The 26,116-nt window shown below is 75.4% G+C and carries 20 protein-coding genes; 11 read left to right on the plus strand and 9 right to left on the minus strand.

All coding sequences use genetic code 11. The features are described from left to right. Positions 1 to 61: 61 nt before the first annotated feature. Together mmuM and IE326_RS02785 are read right to left on the minus strand one after the other, a co-directional pair. The gene (gene mmuM, locus IE326_RS02780) at positions 62 to 1,087 is read right to left on the minus strand and encodes a homocysteine S-methyltransferase (RefSeq protein WP_190040730.1); all 1,026 of its coding nucleotides are present in this window, start codon (positions 1,085 to 1,087) and stop codon (positions 62 to 64) included. After that, positions 1,084 to 2,007, minus strand: a complete 924-nt coding sequence (locus IE326_RS02785; RefSeq protein WP_150235897.1) for an LLM class F420-dependent oxidoreductase — start codon at positions 2,005 to 2,007, stop codon at positions 1,084 to 1,086. The genes mmuM and IE326_RS02785 overlap by 4 nt, the downstream gene beginning before the upstream one ends. Positions 2,008 to 2,281: 274 nt before the next feature. On the opposite strand from IE326_RS02785, the gene IE326_RS02790 reads away from it, so the two are divergent. Further along, positions 2,282 to 2,560 carry a hypothetical protein gene (locus tag IE326_RS02790; protein ID WP_229915179.1) on the plus strand — a complete coding sequence of 93 codons (279 nt, stop codon included), beginning with the start codon at positions 2,282 to 2,284 and terminating at the stop codon, positions 2,558 to 2,560. A gap of 128 nt (positions 2,561 to 2,688) precedes the next feature. On the opposite strand, the gene IE326_RS02795 is transcribed toward IE326_RS02790, so the two are convergent. From IE326_RS02795 to IE326_RS02825, 7 genes are all read right to left on the minus strand, one after another. Continuing rightward, positions 2,689 to 3,270: a DUF6099 family protein gene (locus tag IE326_RS02795; protein WP_229915180.1), complete on the minus strand. Its 582-nt coding sequence runs from the start codon at positions 3,268 to 3,270 to the stop codon at positions 2,689 to 2,691. A 126-nt stretch (positions 3,271 to 3,396) separates the two neighbouring features. Continuing rightward, on the minus strand, positions 3,397 to 3,795 hold the full coding sequence (locus tag IE326_RS02800; RefSeq protein ID WP_150235899.1) for a nucleotide pyrophosphohydrolase: 399 nt from the start codon (positions 3,793 to 3,795) through the stop codon (positions 3,397 to 3,399). Further along, positions 3,792 to 4,910: an AAA family ATPase gene (locus tag IE326_RS02805; RefSeq protein ID WP_150236291.1), complete on the minus strand. Its 1,119-nt coding sequence runs from the start codon at positions 4,908 to 4,910 to the stop codon at positions 3,792 to 3,794. Before IE326_RS02805 ends, IE326_RS02800 begins: the two co-directional genes overlap by 4 nt. Positions 4,911 to 5,376: 466 nt before the next feature. Then, positions 5,377 to 5,820, minus strand: coding sequence for a cell division protein SepF (locus IE326_RS02810; RefSeq protein ID WP_150235901.1), 444 nt, complete (start codon positions 5,818 to 5,820; stop codon positions 5,377 to 5,379). A gap of 110 nt (positions 5,821 to 5,930) precedes the next feature. After that, on the minus strand, positions 5,931 to 7,187 hold the full coding sequence (locus IE326_RS02815) for an aminotransferase-like domain-containing protein (protein ID WP_190040731.1): 1,257 nt from the start codon (positions 7,185 to 7,187) through the stop codon (positions 5,931 to 5,933). Between the two features lie 5 nt (positions 7,188 to 7,192). Beyond that, positions 7,193 to 8,293 carry a GHMP family kinase ATP-binding protein gene (locus IE326_RS02820; protein ID WP_229915181.1) on the minus strand — a complete coding sequence of 367 codons (1,101 nt, stop codon included), beginning with the start codon at positions 8,291 to 8,293 and terminating at the stop codon, positions 7,193 to 7,195. A 205-nt stretch (positions 8,294 to 8,498) separates the two neighbouring features. Beyond that, on the minus strand, positions 8,499 to 9,716 hold the full coding sequence (locus tag IE326_RS02825; RefSeq protein WP_229915410.1) for an erythromycin esterase family protein: 1,218 nt from the start codon (positions 9,714 to 9,716) through the stop codon (positions 8,499 to 8,501). Positions 9,717 to 10,028: 312 nt separating this feature from the next. On the opposite strand from IE326_RS02825, the gene IE326_RS02830 reads away from it, so the two are divergent. The 10 genes from IE326_RS02830 to IE326_RS02875 all read left to right on the plus strand — a co-directional run bounded on the left by IE326_RS02830 (position 10,029) and on the right by IE326_RS02875 (position 26,116). Next, complete coding sequence (locus IE326_RS02830) at positions 10,029 to 10,820, plus strand: MerR family transcriptional regulator (RefSeq protein ID WP_229915182.1); 792 nt, start codon at positions 10,029 to 10,031, stop codon at positions 10,818 to 10,820. 566 nt (positions 10,821 to 11,386) lie between these two features. After that, positions 11,387 to 12,868, plus strand: coding sequence for a sugar transferase (locus IE326_RS02835; RefSeq protein ID WP_150235906.1), 1,482 nt, complete (start codon positions 11,387 to 11,389; stop codon positions 12,866 to 12,868). 76 nt (positions 12,869 to 12,944) lie between these two features. Next, entirely contained in the window at positions 12,945 to 14,261 is a 1,317-nt protein-coding gene (locus IE326_RS02840) for a nucleotide sugar dehydrogenase (protein WP_150235908.1), read from the plus strand. Further along, complete coding sequence (locus IE326_RS02845) at positions 14,251 to 15,510, plus strand: glycosyltransferase family 4 protein (protein WP_190040734.1); 1,260 nt, start codon at positions 14,251 to 14,253, stop codon at positions 15,508 to 15,510. Before IE326_RS02840 ends, IE326_RS02845 begins: the two co-directional genes overlap by 11 nt. Beyond that, positions 15,507 to 16,886 (plus strand): Wzz/FepE/Etk N-terminal domain-containing protein, encoded by a 1,380-nt coding sequence (locus tag IE326_RS02850; protein ID WP_150235912.1) that lies wholly within the window; start codon positions 15,507 to 15,509, stop codon positions 16,884 to 16,886. Before IE326_RS02845 ends, IE326_RS02850 begins: the two co-directional genes overlap by 4 nt. Next, on the plus strand, positions 16,883 to 18,412 hold the full coding sequence (locus tag IE326_RS02855; protein ID WP_190040735.1) for a Wzz/FepE/Etk N-terminal domain-containing protein: 1,530 nt from the start codon (positions 16,883 to 16,885) through the stop codon (positions 18,410 to 18,412). The genes IE326_RS02850 and IE326_RS02855 overlap by 4 nt, the downstream gene beginning before the upstream one ends. Before the next feature lie 2 nt (positions 18,413 to 18,414). After that, positions 18,415 to 20,349 carry an asparagine synthase (glutamine-hydrolyzing) gene (gene asnB, locus IE326_RS02860; protein WP_150235916.1) on the plus strand — a complete coding sequence of 645 codons (1,935 nt, stop codon included), beginning with the start codon at positions 18,415 to 18,417 and terminating at the stop codon, positions 20,347 to 20,349. Positions 20,350 to 20,416: 67 nt separating this feature from the next. Then, complete coding sequence (locus tag IE326_RS02865) at positions 20,417 to 22,603, plus strand: bi-domain-containing oxidoreductase (protein ID WP_190040736.1); 2,187 nt, start codon at positions 20,417 to 20,419, stop codon at positions 22,601 to 22,603. A gap of 2 nt (positions 22,604 to 22,605) precedes the next feature. Then, positions 22,606 to 24,558, plus strand: coding sequence for a heparinase II/III family protein (locus tag IE326_RS02870; protein WP_190040737.1), 1,953 nt, complete (start codon positions 22,606 to 22,608; stop codon positions 24,556 to 24,558). Positions 24,559 to 24,574: 16 nt separating this feature from the next. Then, positions 24,575 to 26,116, plus strand: a complete 1,542-nt coding sequence (locus IE326_RS02875) for a right-handed parallel beta-helix repeat-containing protein (protein WP_190040738.1) — start codon at positions 24,575 to 24,577, stop codon at positions 26,114 to 26,116.

The raw sequence follows: 26,116 nt of genomic DNA on the forward strand, positions 1-26,116 counted from the left end.
CCCGGGGGGGAGGGGGGAAAGGGGGAGGGGGAAAGGGGAAGGGGAATCGAGGAGGGCGCGGTCAGTCCGGGGACGGGGCCGGGCTCGGCCCCGGGCTCGACCCCGGGACCGGGTTCGGGATCGGCTCCGGTCCCGGGTCCGACTCCGGCCCCGGTCCCGGGTTCGCCCACTCCGCGAGGGCCGCGATCGTCTCGGGGCCGGTCCGGCAGCAGCCGCCGATCAGGCGGGCGCCGGCCTTCGCCCAGGCGGCGGCGAGCCGCGGGGCGGTGGCCGGGCCGTACGCGGGCGCGCCGCGCCAGTCCCGGGCGGCGGCGTCCCAGCGTTCGCCGCTGTCGGGGTAGACGACGGCGGGCCTGCCGGTGACGGCCACGGCCTCCGCGACGGCGTCGGCGGCCTCGGCGGGGTCGCAGCAGTTCACGCCCACGGCCACGACCTGGTCGTTCCCCGCCGCGACCGCGAACGCCTCCGCGAGAGCCTGACCGGCGCGGGTCCGGCCGCCCGCGACCGTGTACGACAGCCAGACCGGCACCCCGCACCCCTCGGCGGCCCGCAACAGCGCCTCCGCCTCCTCCGCGTCCGGCACCGTCTCCAGCGCCAGCACGTCCGGGCCCGCCGCCGCGAACGCCTCCATCCGGGGCCGGTGGAAGGCCACCAGCTCCCGCACCGAGAGCCCGTACCGGCCCCGGTACTCGCTGCCGTCCGCCAGCATCGCCCCGTACGGTCCCACCGAGGCCGCCACCCAGGTGCCGGGCTCCGCCGCCGCGGCCTCCCGGGCGAGGGTGACGCTGCGGGCGAGGAGCCCCGCCGCGGCCCGGCGGTCCAGGCCGCGCCGGGCGAAGCCCTCGAAGGTGGCCTGGTAGCCGGCGGTGGTCAGGACCCCGGCACCGGCCCGGAGGTAGGCGGCGTGGGCCGCCCCGAGCTGCTCGGGCGCGTCGGCGAGCAGCCGGGCGGACCAGAGCGCCCCCGACAGGTCGCAGCCCTGGGCCTCCAGCTGCCGGGAGAGCCCGCCGTCGAGGACGAGCACCCCCTCGGCGAGCGCCTGCGCGAAGGCCGGGGCGGGCGGCCGGGCCGGTGTCGTCGGACTCACCCCAGCTGCGGGGCGACCTGGGCCGAGATCAGCTCCAGGTGGTCGAGGTCGTCCAGGTCCAGGACCTGGAGGTAGACCCGGGAGGAGCCGACCGCCGCGTAGCGGCCGAGCTTGTCGACGACCTCGGCGGGCGAGCCCGCGAGACCGTTGGCCTTCAGCTCCTCGACCTCCCGGCCGATGGCGGCGGCCCGGCGCGCCACCTCGGCGTCGTCCCTGCCGACGCAGACGACCAGCGCGTTGGAGTACACCAGGTCGTCGGCGCGCCGCCCGGCCTCCTCGGCCGCCGCGCGGACCCGCCCGAACTGCCGCTCGGTGTCCTCCAGGGACGCGAAGGGGATGTTGAACTCGTCCGCGTACCGCGCCGCCAGCCGGGGCGTACGGCTGGCGCCGTGACCGCCGACGAGCACCGGGATCCGCTCCTGCGCCGGCTTGGGCAGGGCGGGCGAGTCTGCGAGGCGGTAGTGCTTCCCCTCGTAGGAGAAGGTCTTGCCCACCGGGGTCTCCCACAGGCCCGTGACGATCGCCAGCTGCTCCTCCAGCCGCCCGAACCTCTCCTTCGGGAACGGGATGCCGTAGGCGGTGTGCTCCTCCTCGAACCACCCCGCCCCGAGACCGAACTCGACCCGTCCCCCGGACATCCGGTCCACCTGCGCGACCTGGATCGCAAGGACACCCGGCAGCCGGAAGGTCCCGGCCGTCATCAGCGTGCCGAGCCGGATCCGCTTGGTCTCCCGGGCCAGCCCCGCGAGGGTGATCCAGGCGTCGGTCGGCCCCGGCAGCCCGTCCCCGCCCCCCATCCGCAGATAGTGATCGGACCGGAAGAAGGCGTCAAAGCCGAGGTCCTCGGTGGCACGGGCCACCGCGAGAAGCGTGTCGTAGTCGGCGCCCTGCTGGGGCTCCGTGAAGATACGAAGGTCCATCCCCCCATCCTGCCCCTTCCCCCGCCCGACGGCCCGCGCCCCGCCCCGCGCGTCAAGCCACACGTCAGCGCGCGGTTCCGTCCGGCACGGTCGGGTGAATATCCGTACCCCTGGCGGGACGCGTCACCGCTGGCCAGTGACCGTGACCGGGCCCCGTCGTTTGCTCGGGCGGAGCCGGACCGCCCGGCCCGCGTGCCGGCGGCCGCAGCCGGTGCGCCGTTCTTCTCTCGTGATCCCGTCCGCACCGGCCGGGGTCCGGGTCGAGGAGGCCGCGATGTCCCAGGAAGCCGCGCCGGAGCAGGCGCTGCCCGAGCCGCAGGTGCCGCAGTCCGTGCCCCAGCAGGCCCCCGGAGCCCCGAAGGGGCTGCTCCAGCAGATGGAGGAGCTGATGGCGGCGCTCTCCGCCGACCTCTCCCAGCTGGACGCCGACCTCCAGTCCTCCGTGGACCGCCACGAGCCGGAGGGGTACGGAAGCGGCAGGGGCGGTGCGGGTGGGGGCGGCAGGGACGGTGCGGGTGACGGCGGTGGGGGCGGCGGCGCCGGGCTGCGCTGACCGGTCCTTCCCTTCCTCCCTCCCCTCCCTTCCCCCTCCCCCTCTCTTCCCCTCCTCTGTGCCCCGTCTCGCCCCGCCCCTGTCTTCCCCTCCCTTTCGTTCCGTCCCGTTCTCCGGGCCCGGGGCCGTCATCGGTCCCGGGCCCGGTCCCGTTCCCGGTCGTGTTCCGGTGCCTGGTTCCGTTGCCGTGACTGGTCCTGCGCTTGTGCCTGGTCCTGCGCGGGGTTCCGTTCCTGTCGGGGGATGGTGGTGCGGGGGCGGGGCGGGTCGGGAGGACGGGGCCGGACCTGTTCGCGGACGTCCAGGCGGCGGAGCATGCCGCGGACGCGGTCGCCCGCCTCGTCGGCGGCGTCGATGGCTTCCATGCACTGCCAGTAGAGGCCCTCGTCGTCGGTGACCGAGGCCACTCCGACCAGGGCGACGCCGACCTCGGTGAGGAGTTCGCCGAGGGCGGTGAGCGCCGAGCGCGGGTCGCCGACCCCGGTGAGGCGGGCGGCGCGCGGGCCCGCCGCTCCCCACGCCGGGTACTCCCCGGCCTCGCTGAGTCCCCGTGCCTCGCCGCGCAGTTCCAGCGGCCCGCAGAGCGCGAGGTGACTTCCTATCGCCTGGGCGAGGGCTCTGGCCTGCCAGGCCTCCGCCACGATGTCGTGTGCCGTCCCGCTCTCCGCCAGTCCCCTCAGGCCGGCTTGGACGAGCCGCTCCGCTTCCATCAACTCCGCCCCCGTTCGCGCGATGTGCCGCTCCCTCAATCCACTACCCAGAGTGAGGCCGCCTGAGCCCCGCCACCAGAGGAATTCGGAAATCTGTGGACAGCCGGCTCGATGGGGGTAAAGCGATCACTCCGAAGAGTGACGATCGTTGTTTCCGGTGGCCGACTCGTCCGTTGTGTCCCTCCTGCGGGCCGGGAAGCGGAGTTCGTTGCGGTCGATCTTGGCCGCGAGCGCGGCCAAGGGGTCGACCCCCAACACCTGGCAGAACTGGAGGAGATAGGCCAGGACGTCGGCGACCTCGTCGGTGACGCGGTGCGCCGACTCCGGGTCCTCCATCACCCGCTCCGCCTCTTCCGGGGTCGACCACTGGAAGATCTCCAGGAGTTCGGCCGCCTCGACGCTGAGCGCCGCCGCCAGGTTCTTGGGCGTGTGGTACGGCTGCCAGTCGCGCGCCGCCGCGAAGTCGGCGAGGCGGCGCTGGAGTCCGGCCACGTCGTGCGCGCCGGCCTTCGCATCATGGTTCATGGGGTCAGGTCTACCACCGTCACCCCCTCCGTCCGCCGGGCCTGTGCCGCTGCCTCCGCGCCGGCCGAGCCGACGAGGCGGATGTGGCCGTCGGCGGCGATGGCGGTGGTGAGGGCGAGGAGCGCGGCGGTCTGGCGGGCGTCGAGGCCGCGGTCGAGGTCGTCGGTGAGCAGGGTGAGGCACTGCATGGCGTCCGGCACCTCGGCGATGCGGTCCATGGCGAGGACGCCGGGGCCGGTGAGGAGGGTCAGCGCGAGGGCCAGGTAGCGCAGTTCGCCGTCGCCGAGGCGGCCGAGCGGGGTGGCCGGGCGGGTGCCCCGGGCGAGGAGGGCGCGGACGGTGCCGTCGGGGAGCCGCTGCACGCCGACGCCGGTGACCGGGCCCGCGCAGCCCGCCCCGGCGACGGCGGCGAACCGCTGGTGGCGGCGCGGGCAGGCGTTGTGGGTGCGGTGCAGGACCTCGGCGAGGTTGCCGCAGTCGCGCAGCAGCCGGCCCTCGCCGGGGAGGACGGGGGCGCGCATCCGGTCGGGGACGGGCCCGCAGGGGAAGAGGGAGCGGAGGCCGACCACGGTCTGTTCGGCGGCGGCGAGGACTTCGCGCTGGCCCTCGGTGGCGCCCGCGACGCGCAGCGGGAGGAGGGCGGTGCCGAGGAGGTCGTCGGGGAGCGGGGCGCGGGTGACGGGGGTGGTGCCCGCGGTGAGCCACGCGGCCTGGACGGTGCTGCGGCCGGGGTCCCTGAGGGCGGTGGTGAGGAGGGTGCGGCCGTGGCGAGTGAGGCGTTCGCCGACGATGCGGAGCTCCGGCTCGGCCTGGACGGCGAGGTCGAGCCGGACCGGTCCCGCGGGGCCGTCGACGGTGCAGCCGATGCGGAAGCCCCGGCGCCCCTGGGAGTCGGGCCGGGCGCTCTCGGGGACGTGGGCGGCCGGGTCGGGGAAGACCTCGGCGAGCGGGTCCCCCGCGCCGAGCCTGGCCAGCGCCTCGTACGCGCCGAGGACCGTGGACTTGCCGCTGCCGCTCGGGCCGGTGAAGAGGGTGACGGGCCCGAGGGGGTACGTGGCGCCCCGGCGTCCCCCGTACGCGGAGAGCCTCAGCTCGGTCACGACGGGCCGCGGCACGGCCGGCGGTTCGGCCTCCGCCCCGCTCCCGGCCCCGGGCCGCGCCCCCGCCTCGCCTCCGGTCCGCGTCCTGGGGCGGGCCCGGACACCGGCACCGGGACTGGCACCGGTGCCGATCGGGTCGACGCCGGCCTTGACGCCGCCGTCGGTGCTGCCGGGCTCGGTCTCGGCGCGGACGGCCGTCCGGACGGTGGTGTCAGGATCGGTCTCGGACTCGGTCTCGGACTCGGTACGAGGGGTGGCGTCGGGTTCGGTACGAGTGCCCGGGGCCGGTCCCGGCCCCTGCCCCGGCCTCGTGCCCCTGCGCGTGTCCGGGGCCGGGGCCTGGGACGGCGGTGGGGTCGGGCGGGGGTGGGGGACGGTGTCGGGGCGGGGGGTGCGGGCGAGGGCGGGGCCGCCGGTGAGGTCCATGATCGGACCGTACGCAGGGGTGGTGCAGGCGAACCGTTACGGCTAGATGACCTTCCTACGATCGGGGGACGCCCGCGCGAGGGGCGCCGACCGGCTCGTCGTCCTCGTCGGCGGACGGGGCCTCGCCGGTGCTCTCGACCTCGGTCCCGGGCGGGGCGAGCAGGAAGACGTTGCGGTCGACGCGGTGCATGCCGCTGCCGAGGCCGAAGACGACGCCGCTGCTGAAGTCGAGTACGCGCTTGGCGACTTCGGGGTCGGCGCTGGTGAGGTCGAGCAGGACCGGGATCTGGGCGATGAGGTACTCGGCGACCTCGCGGGCGTCGGCGAAGACCTGGACCCGCAGCACGACCATGCGGCGCTGCTCGGCGGATTCGTACTGCTCGGGGATCGTGCGGTGATCGACCCTGGACGGCCATTCGTCACGGCCGCGCAGCGGGAGGACCTGGGCCAGTCCCTCCCACTGCTCGTCGGTGACGTCGTACCTCTCGTACCTACTCATGGGTCCATCCTCCCGCTCCTCACCCGTTCGGCCCAACAACGACACGGGCGAACGGGTGACGGCCGGGCCACGGACAGGTCACGGACGGCACGAGGCCGCGTGTCGGGGCGTCACGCGAAGGTCTTGGCCAGGCGGCGCAGGCCCTCGGCGATCTCGTCGGGGGCGTGGGTGGTGAAGGAGAGGCGGAGGGCGGCCGGGTCGGGGGTGCCGGAGAAGAAGGGGGCGCCGGGGACGTAGGCGACGTCGTGCCCGACCGCGGTGGCGAGGAGCGCGCCGGCGTCGAAGCCCGCGGGGAGGGTGGCCCAGACGAACATGCCGCCCTCGGGGCGGTTCCAGCGGCTGCCCTCGGGGAGGGCGGCGGGCAGGCCGTCGAGCATGGCGTCGCGGCGGGCCCGGTAGGCGGCGCGGACGCCGGCGACGTGGGCGTCGAGGTCGCTGTCGCGGAGGTAGCGGGCGGCGGCGGCCTGGTCGACGGTCGAGGTGTGGAGGTCGGCGGCCTGCTTGGCGACGACGCAGGCGCGGCGCAGGGCGGCGGGGGCGCGCAGGTGGCCGAGGCGCAGGCCGGGGGCCATCACCTTGGAGAAGGAGCCGAGGAGGGCGGTGCGGTCGGCGGCGGCCGGCAGGGCGGCGATCGGGAGGACGTCCTCGCCCTCGAAGCGGAGTTCGCCGTACGGGTCGTCCTCGGCGATCCAGAAGCCGTGGCGGGCGGCGGCCTCGGCGACGGCGGCGCGGCGCGCGGCGGGGAGGGTGCGGCCGGTGGGGTTCTGGAAGGTGGGGACGACGTAGAGGAGGGTGGGCCGCTCGCGGGCGGCGATCTCGTCGAGGGCTTCCGGGAGGATGCCGTCGTCGTCGGTGGGGACCGGGACGACGCGGGCGCCCGCGAAGCCGAAGGTCTGGAGGGCGGCGAGGTAACAGGGGTCCTCGACGAGGACGACGTCGCCGGGTTCGAGGAGCGCGGTGGCGAGCAGGGTGAGGGCCTGCTGGGAGCCGGTGGTGACGAGCAGGTCGTCGGCGCCGGTGGCCGTCCCCCGGGCGGTGAGGCGGGCGGCGACGGCCTCCCGGAGGGCCGGGTCGCCCTCGGTGGTGGAGTACTGGAGCGCCGACTCCGGGACGTCCCTGAGGACGGCGCGGTAGGCGGCCGCGATGCCCTCGACGTCGAAGAGTTCGGGGGCGGGCAGGCCGCCGGCGAACGAGATGACCTCGGGGCGCGCCGTGAGCGCCAGGATCTCCCGCACCGGCGACGAGGCCACGTTCCCCAGCCGGGAGGCGACGGGCGGGGTGGGAGCGGAGGGCCGGGGGGCGGGCCGGTCGGGGGACCGACGGGAGGAACGGTGGGCGGGCTCGGGCAGCGCGGCGGCGGAAGGCATGCGGTTCAGTGTAGGGAGCAATCGGTTGCCGTCCAGGCATGTCTCATCGTTCGAAAGTCGCGTGCGGGGCGGGAGTTGGTGCCCCCGGTGGTGAACGTGCGCGTGTGCGGGATGCCTTGGGCGGCGAGCGCACGGCGGGTGGCCTCGGCGCGGGCCGCCGCGCCGGGAACCGCCGGGTCGTGGAGGACGCCGGCGACGGCCCCGCTGTGCGAGACCTGCACCCCGACCGCCCCGGTGCGCCGTGCGAGGGCGTCGAGCGCGGCGAACTCCGGTTGCCGGAGCACCCGTTGGGCGCGGCGTGCGCTGGCGGTGGCGACCCGGCCGAGGAGCGCGGCGTCCTGGCCGGCGACGGCGCGGCGGAGCCGGTCGCGGAGCCCGGCGTAGAAGCGGAGGTCGGCCCCGGTCGCCTCGGGCAGGGGCAGGGCGAGGGTGTCCACGGGGGCCCCGCCGCCGAGGAGGCAGCCGACGACGAGCAGCCGCGGCAGGGCGGTCCCCAGGACTTCGAGGACGCGGCCCTCCCGCTGCGCGAAGAGCACGGGACGCGCGTCGAGCATGAGGGGGTCGCTGGCCCGCTCGGCCCGCACGGCGAGACGCGCCGCGGTCCCCGCGTCGAGGCGGAGCCCGTACGCGTCGGCCACGGCCCGCACCGCCGCCAGGACGTCACTGGTGGAGCTGCCCATGCCCAGCCCGAGCGGCACCCCGCCGGACAGCCGCAGCACGCCGCCGTACGCCGGCCGTCCGGTGCGCGCCGCGCAGACGGCGACGGCGAGCCGCGCCGCACGGGCCGCCTTCACCCGGTCCGCCGGGACGACCTCCACGGTCTCGGGCGGGACCCCCGCACGGGGCGTGAAGCCGGCCCGCGTACCGGGCTCCGCCACGGGGAGCGTGACCAGTCCCGCGCAGGGCCGCCCGGCGGCGTCGAGGAAGACCCCCTGGAGGAGCTCGCCGTGGTGGGAGGGGGCGTGACCGGTACCGGGGGCGGGGGCGGGGACCGTGCCGGGGGGCGGGGCGGGGACGGCGTCGGGGACGGTGCCGAAGGGTGCGTCGGGGGCCGTGCCGGGAACTGCATCGGGGGCCGTGTCGGGGGCGGGAATGCTCGTGGTCACGAGGGAGAGTCTGGCCTCCGCCCCGGGGACGCCTCGGCGGCGGGGTCCCCGGGGCTGCACGCGAGCCGGGCGGCCGGGGGGCGGGCGGAAGGCCCTGGTCAGGGGGTGGACGGAAGGGGTGGTCGGGGGGAGGGCGGAGGGCCGCGGCCGGGGAGCGGGCGGAAGACCGTGGCCAGGTGGCGGACAGGCGGTGATCAGGGGGCGGTCAGGCGGTGGGCCACCATTTCGGGCCTTCGGGGATGTGCTTGATGTAGAGGAGGGCGTCCATGCGGGGGAGGTGGGCGGGGTCCAGGGGGGCGTAGCCGTGCCAGGGGGACGGGCGGGGGGTGGGCGGGACGGAGGCCGGGGCGGTGGAGAGGTGGCGGGGGTCGAGGAGGAAGCGGTCGGCGGGGAGGGCGTGGAGGAGCCCTTCCACGGTGTCCGGGGGCGGCTCGTGCACGCCGTGGTGACGGAGGGTGCCCAGGGCGGTGGCCACGAAGCCGTACTCCTCGCCCAGGCGGGAGTGCGCGAGGGCGCCGGCGCTCCACCACTCCAGGTGCCGTCCCGCCATGGTCATGCTGCTCCGGTCGCGCTGGAGGTGGCTGTTGTGGGCGTGGACCAGGGTGGGGGCGCGTTCGGCGAGGGCCAGCAGGTTGGCGGCCATCATGGAGGCGCGCAGGGTCAGCAGCCGGGCGAGGCGGGCGGGGGTGGGGTCCACCATGGCGGCGTGGTAGCGGAGGAGACCCGTGGCGGTCCTGGCGTGGAGGCGGGCCCGGTGGCGCTCCTCCTGCTCCTGTTCGTCCTCCGGGGGCGGGGCGTGCGCGTCGAGGAGGGCGGTCAGGTCGTCGGTGAGGATCCGCAGCCGTTCGGCGGTGGGGGTCCGGCCCGCGGAACGGGAGGGGTCCCCCATGACCGCGGGGTCGGTCCAGCGGTCGTCTTCGCCCAGCAGGTCCTCCAGCTCCCGGACGGCACAAGGGAGGAGAGAGGAGTCGACGCGGAGGGCCAGGTGGGCGTGGAGGGCGGTGAGGGCGCGGCGGGGACTCTGGGCCGCACTCATCTCCAGCGGGCCGTCGAAGCCGGCGAACCGGACCCGGTCGGCCGGGGCGCGGCCCTCGTTGTGGGCGCGCATCCAGCGGACGAGCTCGCGGTTGGCCGGTGAGGCGCCGAAGCCGTGGCTGAATCCGTGCGCCATGACGTCGTCCAGGTCGGCGGGGTCACCGGGGCCGCCGGGGGTGGAGTCGGCGCCGGCGGCGCCCGCGCCCGAAGTGACGTAGGCGTCCACGGTCAGGGCCGCGAGGCAGTCGCTCTCCAGTGCGATGGTCCGGTAGCCCTCCTCCTCCACCAGCTGCCGGAAGAGGTCGTTGCGCACGTCGAGGAGGACGTCCTCCCCGTGGGTGGGCTCGCCGAGGGCGAGCAGTCGCGGGCGGGCGGGGAGCGCCGCCATGACGGCGGCCGCGCCGACGGGCCGGGGCCCCGCCGCGGCGAGGGGGCCCGTGGGGGCGGCGGGGCGGGGGGACGGGGTCCGGCCCTCGTTCGGGTCCGGGGCGGTGGGGGCAGGGGCTGGGGGCATGTCCGGGGTTTCCTTCCAGGGCGGTCCGATGGGAGTCCGTGGGGCGCCTCGGTCTTGGAAGCTATACCTGAGAGGTTCGTTGAAGTTCCGGACGGAAGGCGGGCTGTTTTGGGGTCCGAAGTCTCAGATACGGCATATCTCCGGCCGGCCGATCTGGCCCGGGAGCACGGGATCTCCCCGCAGGCGGTGCGGACGTACGAGCGCGACGGGCTGCTGCCGGCCGCCGCGCGGACGGAGGGCGGGCACCGGCGCTACACCGAGCGGCACGCGGCGGCCCTGCGGGCCTACCGGGCGCTGGTCGCGGCGTACGGACACACCGGGGGCGCGGAGGTCATGCGGGCGGTCGTCGCGGGACGGGTGGACGAGGCCCTGGCGGCCGTCGATCGCGGGCACGCCGAGCTGCTGCGGGACCGGGGGGCGCTGGACGCGGTGGGGGAGGTGCTGGAGCGGGTGCGGAAGAAGGGGCCTTGGAGCGGAAGGGGCGGAGGGGATGCGAGGGAGGGAAGAGGTGGAAGGGGCGAGTGGACCGGAGGGGGCGGAAGGGACGGGTGGAGCGGTCGCGGCTCCGGAGGGGACGCGCGGGTCTTCAGCGTGGGTGAGGTGGCGCGCCGGATCGGGGTGAGCGCGGCGACCCTGCGGGCGTGGGAGGAGGCGGGCGTCCTCGTGCCGGGGCGGCGGGGCGGGACGGGGCATCGCGCGTACGGCTCCGATGACGTCCGGGACGCGGAACTGGCCCACTTCCTGCGGCGCGGGCGGTACTCCCTGGAGCTCGTCGCGACCGTCCTGCGCCAGCTCCGGGAGGCCGGGGGCGCCCCGGCGCTGGCGGCCGCCCACGCCGACTGGCGGCGGCGCGTCACCGCCCGGGGGCTGGCCATGCTGACGGCGTCCGCCCGGCTGTCGGAGTACCTGGCGGAGGTCCCGCCGGCGGACCCGCCGGAGAGACCACCCGCCGGAGGTCACGCCACGGAACCCGCCTGAGGACCTGTCGACGGGCCGTCGGCGGGGCCCTCGCAGACCCCCTTCCGGGACCCTGTCCAGCCTCCGTCCGAGCCTCTGCCGACCCCAGTTCCCTTACCCCGGGCAAAGATTGATGGATCATCAGATGCGGAGGCCGACGCCCTCGACCCCCAACGTCCCCTGGACCACGCGGGATTCATCCGTCACAGGTCCGCCGCCGCGACATCCGGAACGGCGCGAGGGGTGCTCCACCAGCGAGCGGTGAGACAACTTCAAAGGTCTGGTGAGCCAACATCAAAGGGCAGGCACAAATTTCACACATTCCCTCTTCAACCAGCTTCCCAATGCTCTAGATTGACCGTGCTTCAGGCGTTCGGACGCTTTGACCATGCTTCACCTGTTCGGATACGGGGCGACCGGAAATGATCTTGGGGCCGAAGAGGGGGCCGGGGGCGGGGAGCACCCGGAAGACCGACGGACTGTTCAAGCAGCTCTGAAAACAGCGGGACGTCACGCGCCGGGGAGGCGCGGACCTCCGGCGGAGTGTCGGACGAACACGTCGAACCACTGGGAACCTGGGGGGTTCTGTGCGGCAAGGGGGACTAGTCAGCCCTTTTCCGGCGGCGCGCGAGCGCCTCTCGGAGGAGGGGATCGGCCGGACCGCGATCGACTGGGAGCAGCGCTACCGCCGTACCGTCGTCATCAGCGACACCGTCGCCACCGCCCTCGTGGTGACGGTGATAGGGGACTTCTTCGGAGTCCGTGACGCGGCCGACTGGCACGAGAAGTGGGGGATCCTCGCCTTCGGCACCGAACTGCTGGTGCTGGCGGCGCTCGCCGTGGGCCGGGCGTGGGCCCCGGCCGTGCTCGGCCAGGGCGCCGAGGAGTTCCGCAGGCTCGGCCGGGCGCTCTTCGCGGCGACCGTCGTCCTCGCGCTCGGCGGGATCGCCCTGACCTCGCGCAACATCAAGCTCTGGATCTTCGTCGCGATCCCCGCGATCGCGCTCGTCACCATGACCGCGCGCTACCTGCTGCGGCTCTGGCTGCACAAGCAGCGCAAGGAGGGCAGGTGTCTGCGGCCGGTGCTCGCCGCCGGGAGCCCGTCCACGCTGCGCGACCTGATCGACCGGACCCGGAAGTTCCCGCACATCGGCTGGCGGATCGAAGCCGTGTGCACGACGGACGGGCACGGGCCCGACGGCGACCAGCTGGACGGGGTGCCGGTCGTCGGCCGGCTCACCGACGTCGCGGGGCACGTCAGCCGCGACGGCTACCGCGTCGTCGCCGTCACCTCCGACCCGCACTGGTCGCCGGAACGGCTGCGGCGGCTCGCCTGGAACCTGGAGGGCAGCGACGCCGAGATGGTCGTCGCCCCCGTCCTGATGGAGGTCGCCGGGCCCCGGCTGCACGTCGACGCCGTGCTCGGCATCCCGCTGCTGCGCGTCAGCATGCCCGCCTTCACCGGCGGCCGGCGGGCCGTCAAGGGCATCGTCGACCGGCTCGGCGCGGCGCTCCTGCTGCTGCTCCTCGCCCCGCTGATGGCGGCCGTCGCCCTGCTCGTCCTGCTGGACAGCCGGGGCGGGGCCTTCTACCGGCAGCGCCGGGTCGGCAAGGACGGGCAGGAGTTCACCATCCTCAAGTTCCGCACCATGGTCGTCGGTGCCGACGGCGCGGCGCGCGCCGCGCTCGCCGAGCAGAACGAGGGCGCGGGCCCGCTCTTCAAGCTCCGCAGGGACCCCCGGGTGACCCGGGTCGGAGCGGTGCTGCGCCGGTACTCGCTCGACGAGCTCCCGCAGCTGTTCAACGTGCTCACCGGGTCGATGTCGCTCGTCGGCCCCCGGCCGCCGTTACCGGAGGAGTCCGCCGCCTACGGCCCGGACATCCGGCGGCGGCTGCTGGTCAAGCCCGGCCTGACCGGCCTGTGGCAGATCAGCGGGCGCAGCGACCTGCCGTGGGAGGAGGCCGTCCGGCTCGACCTGCGGTACGTGGAGGACTGGTCGCTCGCCCTGGACACGGTGATCCTCTGGAAGACGCTGCGGGCGGTGCTCCACGGACAGGGGGCCTACTGATGCACGGGGGGCGGCGGCGCACGGCCGTCGCGCGGACCGCAGGCCGCAGGGGCCTGCCTGGGGGGAGGGACCGTTCATGAGGGTCAGCGTTTTCGGGCTCGGCTACGTCGGCTGCGTGTCGGCCGCGTGCCTGGCCGGCACCGGGCACGAGGTCATCGGCGTCGACGTCAACCAGATCAAGGTCGACCTGGTCAACGACGGCAGGGCGCCGGTGGTGGAGGAGGGCATCGGCGAACTCGTCGCCGAGGTCGTGAGGAGCGGGGCGCTGCGCGCCACCGGCGACGTCCGCGAGGCCGTCATGAACAGCGAGGTGTCGCTGATCTGCGTGGGCACCCCCTCGGAGCCCAACGGCAGCCTGTGCACCACCTACCTGGAGCGGGTCACCGAGGAGATCGGGGCCGCCCTCGCCGAGCGGGGCGGCCGGCACACCGTCGTCTTCCGCAGCACCATGCTCCCCGGCACCTGCCTCGACCTGCTGCTGCCGATCCTGGACAAGTACGTCGGCGGCGTCGAGGGCCTCGACGTCGGGGTCGCGGTCAACCCGGAGTTCCTGCGCGAGGGCACCAGCGTGAAGGACTTCTTCGACCCGCCCAAGACCGTCATCGGCGAACTCGACCCGGGCAGCGGCGACGTCGTCGCGGCGCTCTACGAGGGCCTGCCCGGCGAGGTGTTCCGGGTGCCCATACCCGTCGCCGAGGCCATCAAGTACGCCGACAACGCCTTCCACGGCCTCAAGATCGGCTTCGCGAACGAGCTGGGCGCCGTGTGCCGGGCCCTCGGCGTCGACTCGCACCAGGTCATCGACGTCTTCCTGGCCGACCGCAAGCTGAACATCAGCCCCGCCTACCTGCGGCCCGGCTTCGCCTTCGGCGGGTCCTGCCTGCCCAAGGACCTGCGCAGCCTCGTCCACGCCGCCCAGCGGGCCGACGTCTCGGTCCCCATCCTCTCCCACGTCCTGCCCTCCAACGCCGACCACCTCCAGCGGGCGGTGGAGATGGTCGAGCGCACCGGGAAGCGCCGCATCGGCCTCTTCGGACTGTCCTTCAAGCCCGGCACCGACGACCTCCGCGAGAGCCCGCTCGTCGAACTCGCCGAACGGCTCTTCGGCAAGGGCTACGAGCTGCGGATCTACGACGCCAACGTGCACCTGTCGCGGCTGCTCGGCGCCAACCGCGCCTACATCGAGTCGCGGCTGCCGCACCTCGCGCAGCTGCTCACCGACTCCGTCGACGACGTCCTCGCACACGCCGAGGTGTGCCTCGTCGGCACCCGGGACCCGGCCGTCCTCGCCGCGCTCCCCCACGGCGACGGTCCCGTGATCGTCGACCTCGTCCACCTCCCCGACGCCGACGCGCGCCGGGCCGAACCGGGATACATGGGCCTTGCTTGGTGACACGACCAGCGGCGGACGGCACGGCCGGCGCGCGCTGATCCTGGTGGAGAACCTGTCGGTGCCGTTCGACCGGCGGGTGTGGCAGGAGTGCACGACCCTGCGCGACGCGGGCTGGGAGGTGCACGTCATCTGCCCGCAGGGCGGCAAGCGGGACACCGAGCGGGAGGCGGTCGTCGACGGGGTGCGGATCCACCGCTACCCGCTGCGCGCCGCCACCGGCGGACCCGCCGGCTACCTGCGCGAGTACGGGACGGCGCTGTGGCACACCTTCCGGCTGGCCCGGAAGGTCGGCCCGGTGCACGTCGTCCACGCCTGCAATCCGCCGGACCTGCTCTTCCTGCCCGCGCTGTGGCTGAAGCGGCGCGGCACCCGCTTCGTCTTCGACCAGCACGACCTGGTGCCCGAGCTGTACCTGTCCCGCTTCGACCGGGGCGAGGACCTGCTCTACCGGGGCGTGCGCGCGCTGGAGCGGATGACGTACCGGGCGGCGGACGTGGTGCTCGCCACCAACGAGAGCTACCGGGACGTCGCGGTGCGCCGGGGCGGGAAGCGGCCCGAGGACGTGTTCGTGGTGCGCAGCGCTCCCGACACCGACCGCTTCCACCCGGTGCCGGCCGAGCCCGAGTTGAAGAAGGGCAAGCCCCATCTCCTGTGCTACCTGGGCGTGATGGGGCCGCAGGACGGCGTCGACTACGCCCTGCGGGCGCTGGCGAAGCTGCGCGACGAGGCCGGACGGACCGACTGGCACGCGGTGTTCGTCGGCGCGGGCGACACCTTCGACGAGATGGTGGAGCTGGCCGGACGGCTCGGGCTCGCGGACCAGGTGGAGTTCACCGGCCGCATACCCGACGCCGACCTGGCCCGCTACCTGTCCACCGCCGACGTGTGCCTCTCCCCCGACCCGTGCAACCCGCTCAACGACGTGTCGACCATGAACAAGGTCCTGGAGTACATGGTGATGGGGCGGCCGATCGTCTCCTTCGACCTGAAGGAGGCCCGGGTCTCCGCCGGGGACGCCGCCGTCTACGCGCCCGGCGACGACGAGTCCGAGTTCGCCCGGCTGATCGCGCTGCTGCTCGACGACCCGGAGGAGCGGGCCCGGATGGGCAAGACCGGGCAGGAACGGATCGGCGGCCCGCTGGCCTGGCGCAACTCCCAGCGCGCGCTGCTCGACGCGTACGCCGCCGCCTGCCGCGTCCCGCTGTCGAAGGCCGGCCGCGGCCGGACGGGGACGAGGCCGCGCCGTTGAGCGACGACACCATACGCCTGGTCACGATCGGGCGGATCGTCCGCCGGCGACGGCGGTTCCTCACCCTCCTCGTCCTGCTGGGCGCGCTCACCGGCTACGGCGCGTCCCTGCTGTTCCCGCCGCGGTACACCACCACGGCGTCGGTCCTGCTGCCCGGGGCGTGGGAGGAGCGCGAACTGCTGACGCAGGCGCAGGTCGCGACGAGTTCGGTGGTGGTCGACGAGGTGGCCGCCGCGCTCGACTGGCCCGGCGTCGACGGCGTGGAGCTGCGCGAGCACGTCACCGCCAAGGCCGCCGACGGCAACGTCATCGCCCTCTCGGGGACCGCCGACACCCCCGAGCGGGCCCAGCGGCTCGCCGACCTGATGGCCGGACGGTTCGTCGCCTTCGCCACCCGGGTCATCGGCGACGGCACCGACCCCGAGGCGGCGGCCCGCCTGGAGGCGCTGCGGAAGACGGTGGCGCAGACCGGCCGGCGCATCACCGAACTGGCCGAGGCCACCGGCCCCGGCCGCAGCGTGGAGAGCGTGCAGACCCGCACCGAGCTGGAGGGGCTGCGGACCGCGCTCCAGGAGTCCGTCGACAAGCTGGAACAGGCCGGTCCGACCTCCGACAAGGCCAAGATGGTCGTCATGGGCCCGGCGGTCCGGCCGGCCGGCGAGGCGCCGCCGACCCGGATCCAGCTCGTCGCCGCCGGGGCGCTGCTGTTCTTCCTGGTCGCGGTCCTCGGCCACCTCACCGCCGCGCGGATGAGCCGCCGGCTGCGCACCGGGCCGGAGATCGCGACGGCCCTGGACTCGGTGCTGCTGGGCGGCGTCGACGTGCCCGAGAAGGGCGCCGCGCACCGCCCCGGCGGCCGCGGACCGCGGGCGCTGCTGCGCCGGCTCGTCGGCCTCGACGTCCGGTGGGACGTGCCGCCGCCCCGGACCTCCGGCGGCGAGGCCGACCGGCTGGTCCGGCACCGGCGGGTGCACGCCCGGCTCCGGGACCTGCGGCCGGCGCCCCGCCGGCTCCTCGTCCTCGTCCCCGGCGGCGACGACGTGGCCGGCCGGGCCGCCGCGGAGCTCGTCTCCGGCGCGGACGGCGACCCCCTGCTGCGGGCGGTGGAGGTGTCGGTGGACGAGCCGATGGTGCCGGACCGGGCCGGCGAGTCCGGTGCGCTGGTCGTGGTCAGCGCGGGCCGGCTGACGGCGGCGGAGCTCGCCGGGCTCTCCGGGGCCTGTGCGGACGCCGGGCACGAGCTCGTCGGCGTGGTCCTCGCCGGCACCGTCCGGATCCGGCCGGGCCGGCCCCCGGGCCGGGCCGCCGCGGGGCCCGGGGAGATCGCCGCGCAGCCGGTCGCGGTGGGCGGCGACGCGACGGGAGGCGCGCGGTGACGACGTGGACGACGGGCGCGGCGCCGGAGGCACCGGCCGCCGCCCCCCTGCTCGACCTCCAGACGCTGGTGGCCGCGGTCCGCAGGCGGCGGCGCCTGTGGGGCGCCCTGGCGCTCCTCGGCCTGCTCCTCGGCGCGGCGGTGGGGGTGCTGCTGCCGCAGCCGCCGACCGCGACGGTCAAGGTGCTGGTCGCGCACCAGGAGGACCAGCCGAACGACCCCGGGACGCTGATCCGCACCGACGTGGCGCTGCTGCGGACCACGCGGATCGCCGACGAGGCCCTGCGGGCCCTGGGGTCCTCCGAGGAGACGGAGGACTTCCTGCGGGAGTACGAGGGCACGGGGCTGACCAACAACCTGCTCCAGATCGACGCCGAGGGCGAGGACGACGTGGAGGCGGTGGCCCGGGCCGGGGCGCTGGCCGACGCGTTCATCGCGGACCACGTGCGGCGCATCAAGGAGGCGGCGGACGCGGACGCCAAGGCGCTGTTCGACCAGCGCGACCGGCTGCGGGGCGAACTGGCCCGGGTCAACAAGGAGATCGGGGGCCGTACGCCGCGGAGCGAGTCGGAGGCGTCGGCGGACATGGAGTCGCTCTTCTCCCGCCGGGCCGAACTGACCTCGCGGATCTCCGACCTCGGCCAGCGCGCCGAGGAGGCCCGCATCGGTGCGCCCCGGCTGATCGCCGGCACGCAGGTCGTGGACGCGCCGCGCGCGGTGCGGCGCTCCCTGCCGAAGACGGTCGCCGCCGACGCGGCGATCGGGCTCGCCCTCGGGCTCGCCCTGGGGCTCGCGGTGGCGGCGGTGGGCTCGGTGGTGGCGGACCGGCCGGTGCTGCGGCGGGAGATCGCGGCGCACCTCGGGGCCTCGGTGATCGCGGAGCTGCCGGCCGGGCCCGGTCCGCCGTGGCGGCGCCGGGGGACCTCGGCGGCCCGGACCCGGCTGACCACGGCCCTGGCCCGGACCGTGCGGAACTCGGCGGAGCCGGTGTCCCTGCTGGAGCTGGGCTGTCCGCGCGCCGCCGGGACGATCGCGCTGGACCTGGCGCGGGCGCTGGCCGCCGAGGGGCCGGTGACCGTCATCGACGGGCTGCCGGGTTCCCGGCTGGCCGACCGGCGCCGCAGGCCGGGCGATCCGGCCGTGGTGGGCGTCGAGCACGCCTCCGCCGTGCCGTACCGGGAGCGCCGGGTGGGGGTCGGTTCGGTGGCGCCGGGCGCGGCGTGGGCCGACCTGCCGTACCTGGGCGCCCGGGCGGTGCTGGTGGTGCGGGCCGGGCACGGCGGCTCCGCGTGGCTGCACACGGTGGCGCGGCAGCTGGCGGACCAGCGCGTGCCGGTGGTGGGCGTGGTGCTGATCGCCCCCGATCCGGGCGACCGGACCGACGGCACGCTGTGGGACGGCCCGCCGGACGTGCCGCACGGCCGGAGCGAACCGCCTGCCCGGCAGAACGGGACGGGCAGGCGGCGGAGGGAGCGGCTGCCCATGTGGGCGTCGACGGTCCCGGACAGCGACCAGGAGGGGCGGTAGACATGTGTGGCATCGCAGGCACGTACCGGTGGCCGGACGGCAAGGCCGTGGCCGACCGGCTCACGGACGTCCTCGCCCACCGCGGTCCGGACGGGGCGGGCCGCTACGGCCATGCCGCGGGGGACGGCGAGGTGCACCTCGGGCACCGCAGGCTGGCCATCGTGGACCTGTCGGAGACCGGCGCCCAGCCGATGGTGTCGGACGGCCTGGTCCTGACGTACAACGGCGAGCTGTACAACGCTCCGGAGCTGCGGGCCGAACTGGCCGCCGCCGGGGCGCGGTTCCGCGGCACCTCGGACACGGAGGTGGTCCTGGAGGCGTGGCGGCGGTGGGGCACGGACTGCCTGCCGCGGCTGCGCGGCATGTTCGCGTTCGGCGTCTTCGACGAGCGCACGGGTGAACTGGTGCTGGCCCGGGACCAGTTGGGGATCAAGCCGCTGTTCTTGCTGCGGCGCGGCGGGGGCCTCGTCTTCGCCTCGGAGCTGAAGGCGCTCGCCGCCGTGTCCGGCGGTCCGCTGGAGGTGGACCACGCGGCGCTGGTGGCCTCGCTGTTGTACTACTGGGTGCCGGACTCGCGGTGCGCGTACCGCGAGGCGGAGAAGCTGCCGCCGGGGACCTGGCTGCGGTGCCGGCCCGACGGGCGGGTGGAGCGCGGCCGGTTCTGGGACCTGCGGGAGGTGGCCGCCGAGGGGCAGGAGCGAGCGCGGGCCGGGGAGCTGCCGGACCTGGCGGCCGTGGTCGAGGAGTCGACCCGGCGCCATCTGCTCGCCGACGTGCCGGTGGCGACCTTCCTGTCCGGGGGGCTCGACTCCAGTTACCTGACGGCGCTGGCGGCCCGGGAGCGGCCGGGGATCTCGGCGTACACGATCGGCTTCCGCGCCGAGGACGCCCGGTTCGAGGCGATGCCGGACGACCTGCGGCACGCCCGGCGGGTGGCGGAGCGGTTCGGCGTCGACCTGCACGAGATCGAGATCGCGCCGGACGTGCAGGACCTGTTGCCGAGGATGACGTACCACCTGGACGAGCCGATCGGCGACCCGGCGGCGATCAACACCTTCCTGATCTGTTCGGCGGCCCGGGAGGCCGGGGTGAAGGTGATGCTGTCGGGGATGGGCGCCGACGAGCTGTTCGCCGGCTACCGCAAGCACCTGGCGAACGTGATCGCGCTGCGCTACCAGCGGGTGCCGGGGCCGCTGCGGCGGGGCCTGTCGGCGGCGGTGGACCGGCTGCCGGTCGCCTCGGCCCGCCGGGGCTACCGCTCGGTGCGCTTCGCGAAGCGGTTCCTGTCCTTCGCGGACCTGCCGGAGGAGACGGCGTTCCGGCGCAGCTACACCCTGTACGACCGGGGGGAGCTGCTCGGGCTGATCGATCCGGACCTGGCGGGGACGGTGGACGACGTGCTGACCGAGCACGCGGACGTCTACCGGGACAACGAGCTGGACGACTTCGTGAACCGGATGTGCCTGGGCGACTCCCGGATGTTCCTGCCGGGCCTGAACCTCGCCTACACGGACCGCTCCAGCATGGCCGCGTCGACCGAGGTGCGGGTGCCGTACGTGGACGTCGAGGTGGTCAGGGCGGCGTTCGCGGTGCCCGGGAACCGGAAGATCGCCGGGCGGCAGGGCAAGGCGGTGCTGAAGGAGGCGGCCGTCTCGGTGCTGCCCCGGGAGATCGTGTACCGGCCCAAGGGCCTGTTCAGCGCCCCGCTGCGGGCCTGGATGAGCCGGGACCTGGCACCGCTGGTGCGCGAGGTGGTCGAGGACGGCGAGCTGGTGCGCGCCGGGTTCCTGCGCCGGGAGGCGCTGCGGCGGATGGTCGCCGAGGACGCCGCCGGACACGAGGACTACTCCAAGCACCTGTGGCACGTACTGACCCTGGAGCACTGGTACCGGAACGCGACCGGCGCGGCCGGACGGCTCCCTTCCCCGGCCGCGTAGCGGCCCGGAGCGCGCGGGGAACCGGCGCGCGGTGACATCCAACGCGCAGAGAAACAAGAGGACTTCGGTGAAACAGGTCGTGCAGAACTACAAGAGCGGCGAGCTGGCGGTGCTCGACGTGCCGGTGCCGGGCTGCAAGCCGGGCGGGGTGCTGGTGCGGACCTCCTACTCGCTGATCTCCACGGGCACCGAGCTCATGAAGGTGTCCGAGGCGGGCATGTCGATGGTGGGCAAGGCCCGTTCGCGGCCGGACCAGGTCGCGAAGGTCATGCAGAGCGTGGCCACGAACGGACTGCCCGCCACCTACCGCAAGGTGATGGGCAAGCTGGACTCCTACACGCCGCTGGGCTATTCGCTGTGCGGGGTGGTCGAGCAGGTGGGGGCCGGGGTCGACGACGTGAAGGTCGGCGACCTGGTGGCCTGCGCGGGCAACGAGCACGCGCTGCACGCCGAGGTGAACTGGGTGCCCAGGAACCTGTACGCCCGGGTGCCGGAGGGCCTCGCGCCGCGCCACGCGGCCTTCGGGACGGTCGGGGCGATCGCGCTCCAGGGCGTCCGGCAGGGCGGGCCGCAGCTCGGCGAGGTGGCGCTGGTGATCGGTCTCGGGCTGATCGGCCAGCTGGTGGTGCAGCTGCTGGCCGCCGCCGGGGTGCGGGTCGTCGGCGCCGACCCGGACCCGGCGCGCTGCGCGCTCGCGGAGGGGCTCGGCGCGGTGGCCTGCGGGGATCCCGGTTCGGCGGTGGTGGAGAACGCCGTGGCCGAGCTGACCGACGGGCACGGCGTGGACCAGGTGTACCTGGCGGCCGGCGGGGACAGCAACCAGCCCGTCGAGCTGGCCGCCCGGCTGTGCCGGGACCGGGGCCGGGTCGTGGACATCGGCAAGTGCCGCCTGGACCTGCCGTGGAACGCGTACTACGAGAAGGAGCTGGACGTCCGCTTCTCCCGCAGCTACGGCCCCGGGCGCTACGACCCGGAGTACGAGCTGGAGGGGCGGGACTACCCGATCGGCTACGTGCGCTGGACCGAGCGCCGCAACCTGGCGTGCTTCCTGGACCTGGCCGCCCGGGGCCGGGTGGACGTGGAGCCGCTGGTCTCGCACGTCGCGGACTTCGCCGACGCCGTGGAGACGTACCGGTCCCTGGAGGAGGGCGGGCTGAAGGCGGTGGCGGTGCTCTTCCGCTACCCGGAGGCGGCGGCCGAGACGGAGAAGCCGGTGGTGGCCGTGCCCGAGGTGCCCCGGGTGTCGCGGGGGTCCACGGCGAAGCCGGCCGTGCGGGCCGGGTCGCCGGTGCGGCTCGCGTTCGTCGGCGCGGGGAACTACGCGACGTCGATGCTGCTGCCGCACCTGGCGGACCGCGAGGGCGTCGAGCTGTCCGCGGTGGTGACGACGACGGCGCTGTCCGCCGCCAACGCCCGCCACAAGTTCGGCTTCGCGCGGGCCACCACCGACCTCGACGCCGTGCTCGGCGACGACGCGGTCGACGCGGTGTTCGTGGTCACCCGGCACAGCTCGCACGCCGAGCTGACCCGGAAGGCGCTGCTGGCCGGCAAGGCGGTCTTCGTGGAGAAGCCGCTGGCGCTCTCCGGGGACGAGCTGGCCGGGGTCCTCGCGGCGGTGGAGGAGTCCGGCAACGACCGGCTCCAGGTGGGCTTCAACCGCCGCTTCTCCCCGCTGCTGCGGGAGGCGAAGGAGCGGTTCGGCGCCCGGACCGGACCGGCGAGCCTGCGTTACCTGGTCAACGCGGGCCGCCTCGAACACGGCAGCTGGTACCTCCGGCAGAACAGCGAGGGCTCCCGCTTCGCCGGCGAGGGCGGCCACTTCGTCGACACGGCGAGCTGGCTGCTCGACGCCGACCCGGTCTCCGTGTACGCGGTCGCCACCCCCAGCAACGAGGACCTCCAGGTCGTCCTGGGCTACCCGGACGGCTCCACCGCCACCATCGGCTACGTCACCACCGGCGCGCCCGGCTTCCCCAAGGAGACCCTGGACCTGGTCGGCGACGGGAAGGTGCTGCGCCTCGACGACTTCGTGCGCGCCTCGGTCCACGGGAAGAAGCGGTGGGTGAGCTCGCGGCTGCCGAAGGCCCGGGACAAGGGGCAGAACGCCGAACTCGCCGCGTTCGTACGGGCGGTGCGGACCGGCGGGCCGATGCCGGTGCCGCTGGAGTCGCTCGTCGCCACCACGGCGGCCACCCTCGCCGTGCGGACCGCGCTGGCGGGCGGCGTCCCGGTGACCCTGGCGGGCACGCCGTGACCATGAGCCCGGGGTGGTACCTGCGGCGGCTGTCCGCGATGGGGCCGCGGGAGGTCGGCGGCCGGACCGTCGACGCGGTGCGCCGGCGGCGCTGGCGGTCGGCGCGGCCGGTGTGCCCGGCCGTGACCGGCGCCCGCTTCACCGCCGTGCTGCCCCCGGGGGCGCTCGCCGCGGTGCCGCCGGACGCCGCGAAGCGCCTCGTCGCCGAGGCGGACCGGCTGATGGAGGGCCGCGCCGCGTTCTTCGGCGTGGAGCGCGACGACCTGGCCGACCCGGACTGGTGGTACGACCCGAAGACCGGGCGCCGGGCGCCCTGGGGCCACGCCTTCGACGTGCCGTACCGGAACGAGGAGGCGGTCGGGGACATCAAGCAGATCTGGGAGCCGTCCCGGCACCAGTACCTCACCGTCCTCGCCGCCGCCTACGCGCTCACCGGCGAGGAGCGGTACGCCGAGCGGGTCGCCGCGCACCTGCGGTCGTGGTGGGCGGCGAACGCGCCGCTGCGCGGGGTGCACTGGGTCAGCGGCATCGAGCTGGGGATCCGGCTGCTGTCCTGGGTGTGGGTCCGGCGGCTGCTCGACGGCTGGCCGGGCGCGGCCGGGCTGTTCGAGGAGAACCCGGTGGCGGTCCGGCAGATCTGGCACCACCAGCGCTGGCTGGCCGCCTTCCCCAGCCGGGGCTCCTCGGCCAACAACCACGTGATCGCCGAGGCGGCCGGGCAGTTCGCCGCGGCCTGCGCCTTCGGCTGGTTCCCCTCGTCGGTACGCTGGCGGGCCGACGCGCTGCGGTCGCTGGAGCGGCACCTGCGGGGCAACACCTTCCCGTCCGGGCTCAACCGCGAGCTGGCGTCCGAGTACCACGGCCTGGTCCTGGAGCTGGGGCTCGCCGCGGTGGCCGAGGCGGACGCCGCCGGCGTGCCGGTGCCCCGGACGGTCCGGCTGGTGCTGCTGCGGATGACGGACGCGCTCGCGGCCGTCGTGGACGACCGGCTGCGGCCGCCCCGGCAGGGGGACTCCGACGACGGGCACGGCCTGGTCGTCGACGGGACGGGCACCGACCGCTGGGGCTCGCTGCTCGCCACCGGGGACGCCGTCTTCGGCCGGCTCGGCTGGTGGCCCGAGGTCACCGGCACCGACGTGCGGACCCCGCTGCTCGCCGCGCTGCTGCGGCCGTACGGGAGGCCGGGCACCGCTCCGGCCGTGACCCGTCCGGCGCGCCGCCCGGGCCACTTCGCCGACGCGGGGCTGACCGTGCTGCGCGGCCCCGGCGGGATCTGGTGCCGCTGCGACGGCGGCCCGCACGGCTTCCTGTCGATCGCCGCGCACGCCCACGCGGACGCGCTGTCGGTGGAGGTCCGGCACGACGGGGTCGACGTGCTCGCCGACCCGGGGACGTTCTGCTACCACGGGCAGCCCGAGTGGCGGCGGTACTTCCGGTCGACGCTCGGCCACAACACGCTGGAGCTGGACGGCACCGACCAGTCCGTCTCCGGCGGCCCGTTCCTGTGGACCCGGCACGCCCGCACCCGGGTGCTGGTCGCGGACCCGTCGGCCGGGGACACCGCACGCTGGTGCGCCGAACACGACGGCTATCCGGGGGCGGTGCACCGCCGCCGGGTGGAACTGACCCATGCGCGGCGGGAGTTGCGGGTGGTCGACGAGGTGCGCGGCGACCGGCGGCCGGTGCGCCTGGCCTTCCACCTGGGTCCGGCGGTCACGGCGGAGCTGGCGGGGAGCCGGGCGGTGCTGCGCTGGACCCGGGACGGCGAGGACCGCTCGGCGGTGCTCGACCTGCCCGGGCGGCTGGAGTGGCGGGCGCACCGCGGCGAGAGCGATCCGCCGCTGGGCTGGTACTCCGCCGGCTTCGGGCGCAAGGAGCCGGCCACCGTCCTGGTCGGTTCCGGTGTCGCCGACGGCACGGAGGAGTTCGTGACCGTGCTCGGGTTCCAGGGCTAGAGGGGGCAGGGGGAACGTGGGGTTCACGGGGCGGCGCCGGGGGGTGCCGGTGGCGGCGCTGGTCCTGGCGCTGTTCGCGGCGGGCTGCGAGGGCGCGCCGCGGGAGCGGCCGGGGGCGGGGCCCGAGACGCGGCCCGAGCCGGCCGCCGGGCCCGCGCTGCCGGTGGCCCGGGTGTGCGGGGCGCCCGCGGCCGGGCCGGCGCGGGCTCCGGCGGGGGCGGTGCCGGTCGATCCGGCGGTCGTCGGCGACCTGGTCGCGAAGACCGAGGCGCACGGCCCCGGCACCACGTTCTGGCTGCGCCCCGGCCGGCACCGGCTCGCGCCGGGCCCGTACGACCAGGTCGTGCCCAAGGAGGGGAACCGGTACGTGGGCGCGCCGGGCGCGGTGCTCGACGGGCGGCGGGTCAACCAGTACGCGTTCGGCGGCCCCGCACGGGATGTGACGATCCGTCACCTCACGGTGGAGAACTTCGCCGCGCCGCAAGACGAGGGCGTGGTCAACCACGACTCGGCGGACGGCTGGACGATCGAGCGGGCGACGATCCAGCACAACTCCGGGGCCGGGCTGATGGCCGGGGCCCGCCAGCGGCTCCTCGCGAGCTGTCTGCGCGGCAACGGCCAGTACGGGATGAACGCCTACAAGGCGGGCGACTCGATCAAGGGGCTCGTCGTGGAGGGCAACGAGATCACGGGCAACAACGCGGACGACTGGGAGCGGCGGCAGCCGGGCTGCGGCTGCTCCGGGGGCGTCAAGTTCTGGGCCGTCGACGGCGCGGACGTCGGGGGCAACTGGGTGCACGACAACCGCGGAGCCGGACTGTGGGCGGACAACAACAACAACGACTTCCTCGTCGAGCGCAACGTGCTGGAGGGCAACGACGGTTCGGCGCTGATCTACGAGACCAGCTACAACGCGGTGGTGCGGGGCAACGAGATCCGGCGGAACGGCCTCGTGGAGGGCCGGGCCGCCGCCGCGGACGGCGACGACTTCCCGTACGCGGCGGTGTACGTCTCCGAGGCGGGCGGCGAGCCGCGGCTGCCGGCCCGTACGGACCGGATCGAGATCTCCGGGAACGTGCTGGAGGACAACTGGTCGGGGATCACCCTGTGGGAGGCCGCGGACCGGTTCTGCAACAGCCCGGCCAACACCTCGACGGGCTACTGCACCCCGCTGGTGGGGGACGTCCGGCGCTGCGTCCGGCCGGCGATCGCCACCGCGCCGCTCCACGCCGACTGCCGGTGGCGGACCCGGCGGGTGGAGATCAGCGGCAACCGCTTCCGGCTGGACCCGGCCGCCGTGGGCTGCACGACGGGCTGCGGCCGGATGGCGGTGCTGGCCGATCGGGGCACCTCCCCGGCCTGGTCGCCGTACCTGGGCGGGCGGGTGGCCGAGGCGATCACCTTCGCGCAGGACAACCGCTGGCACGACAACGCCTACACGGGGCCGTGGACGTTCGTCGCCCGCGACCCGGGGCGGACGCTCGACTTCGCGCGGTGGCGGGCCGCGCCGTACCGGCAGGACGCGGGCAGCACCCTGAGCGCGCGGGACGGGGGCTGA

It is taken from the genome of Streptomyces filamentosus (assembly GCF_014654895.1).
Classification (GTDB): Bacteria; Actinomycetota; Actinomycetes; order Streptomycetales; family Streptomycetaceae; genus Streptomyces; species Streptomyces filamentosus.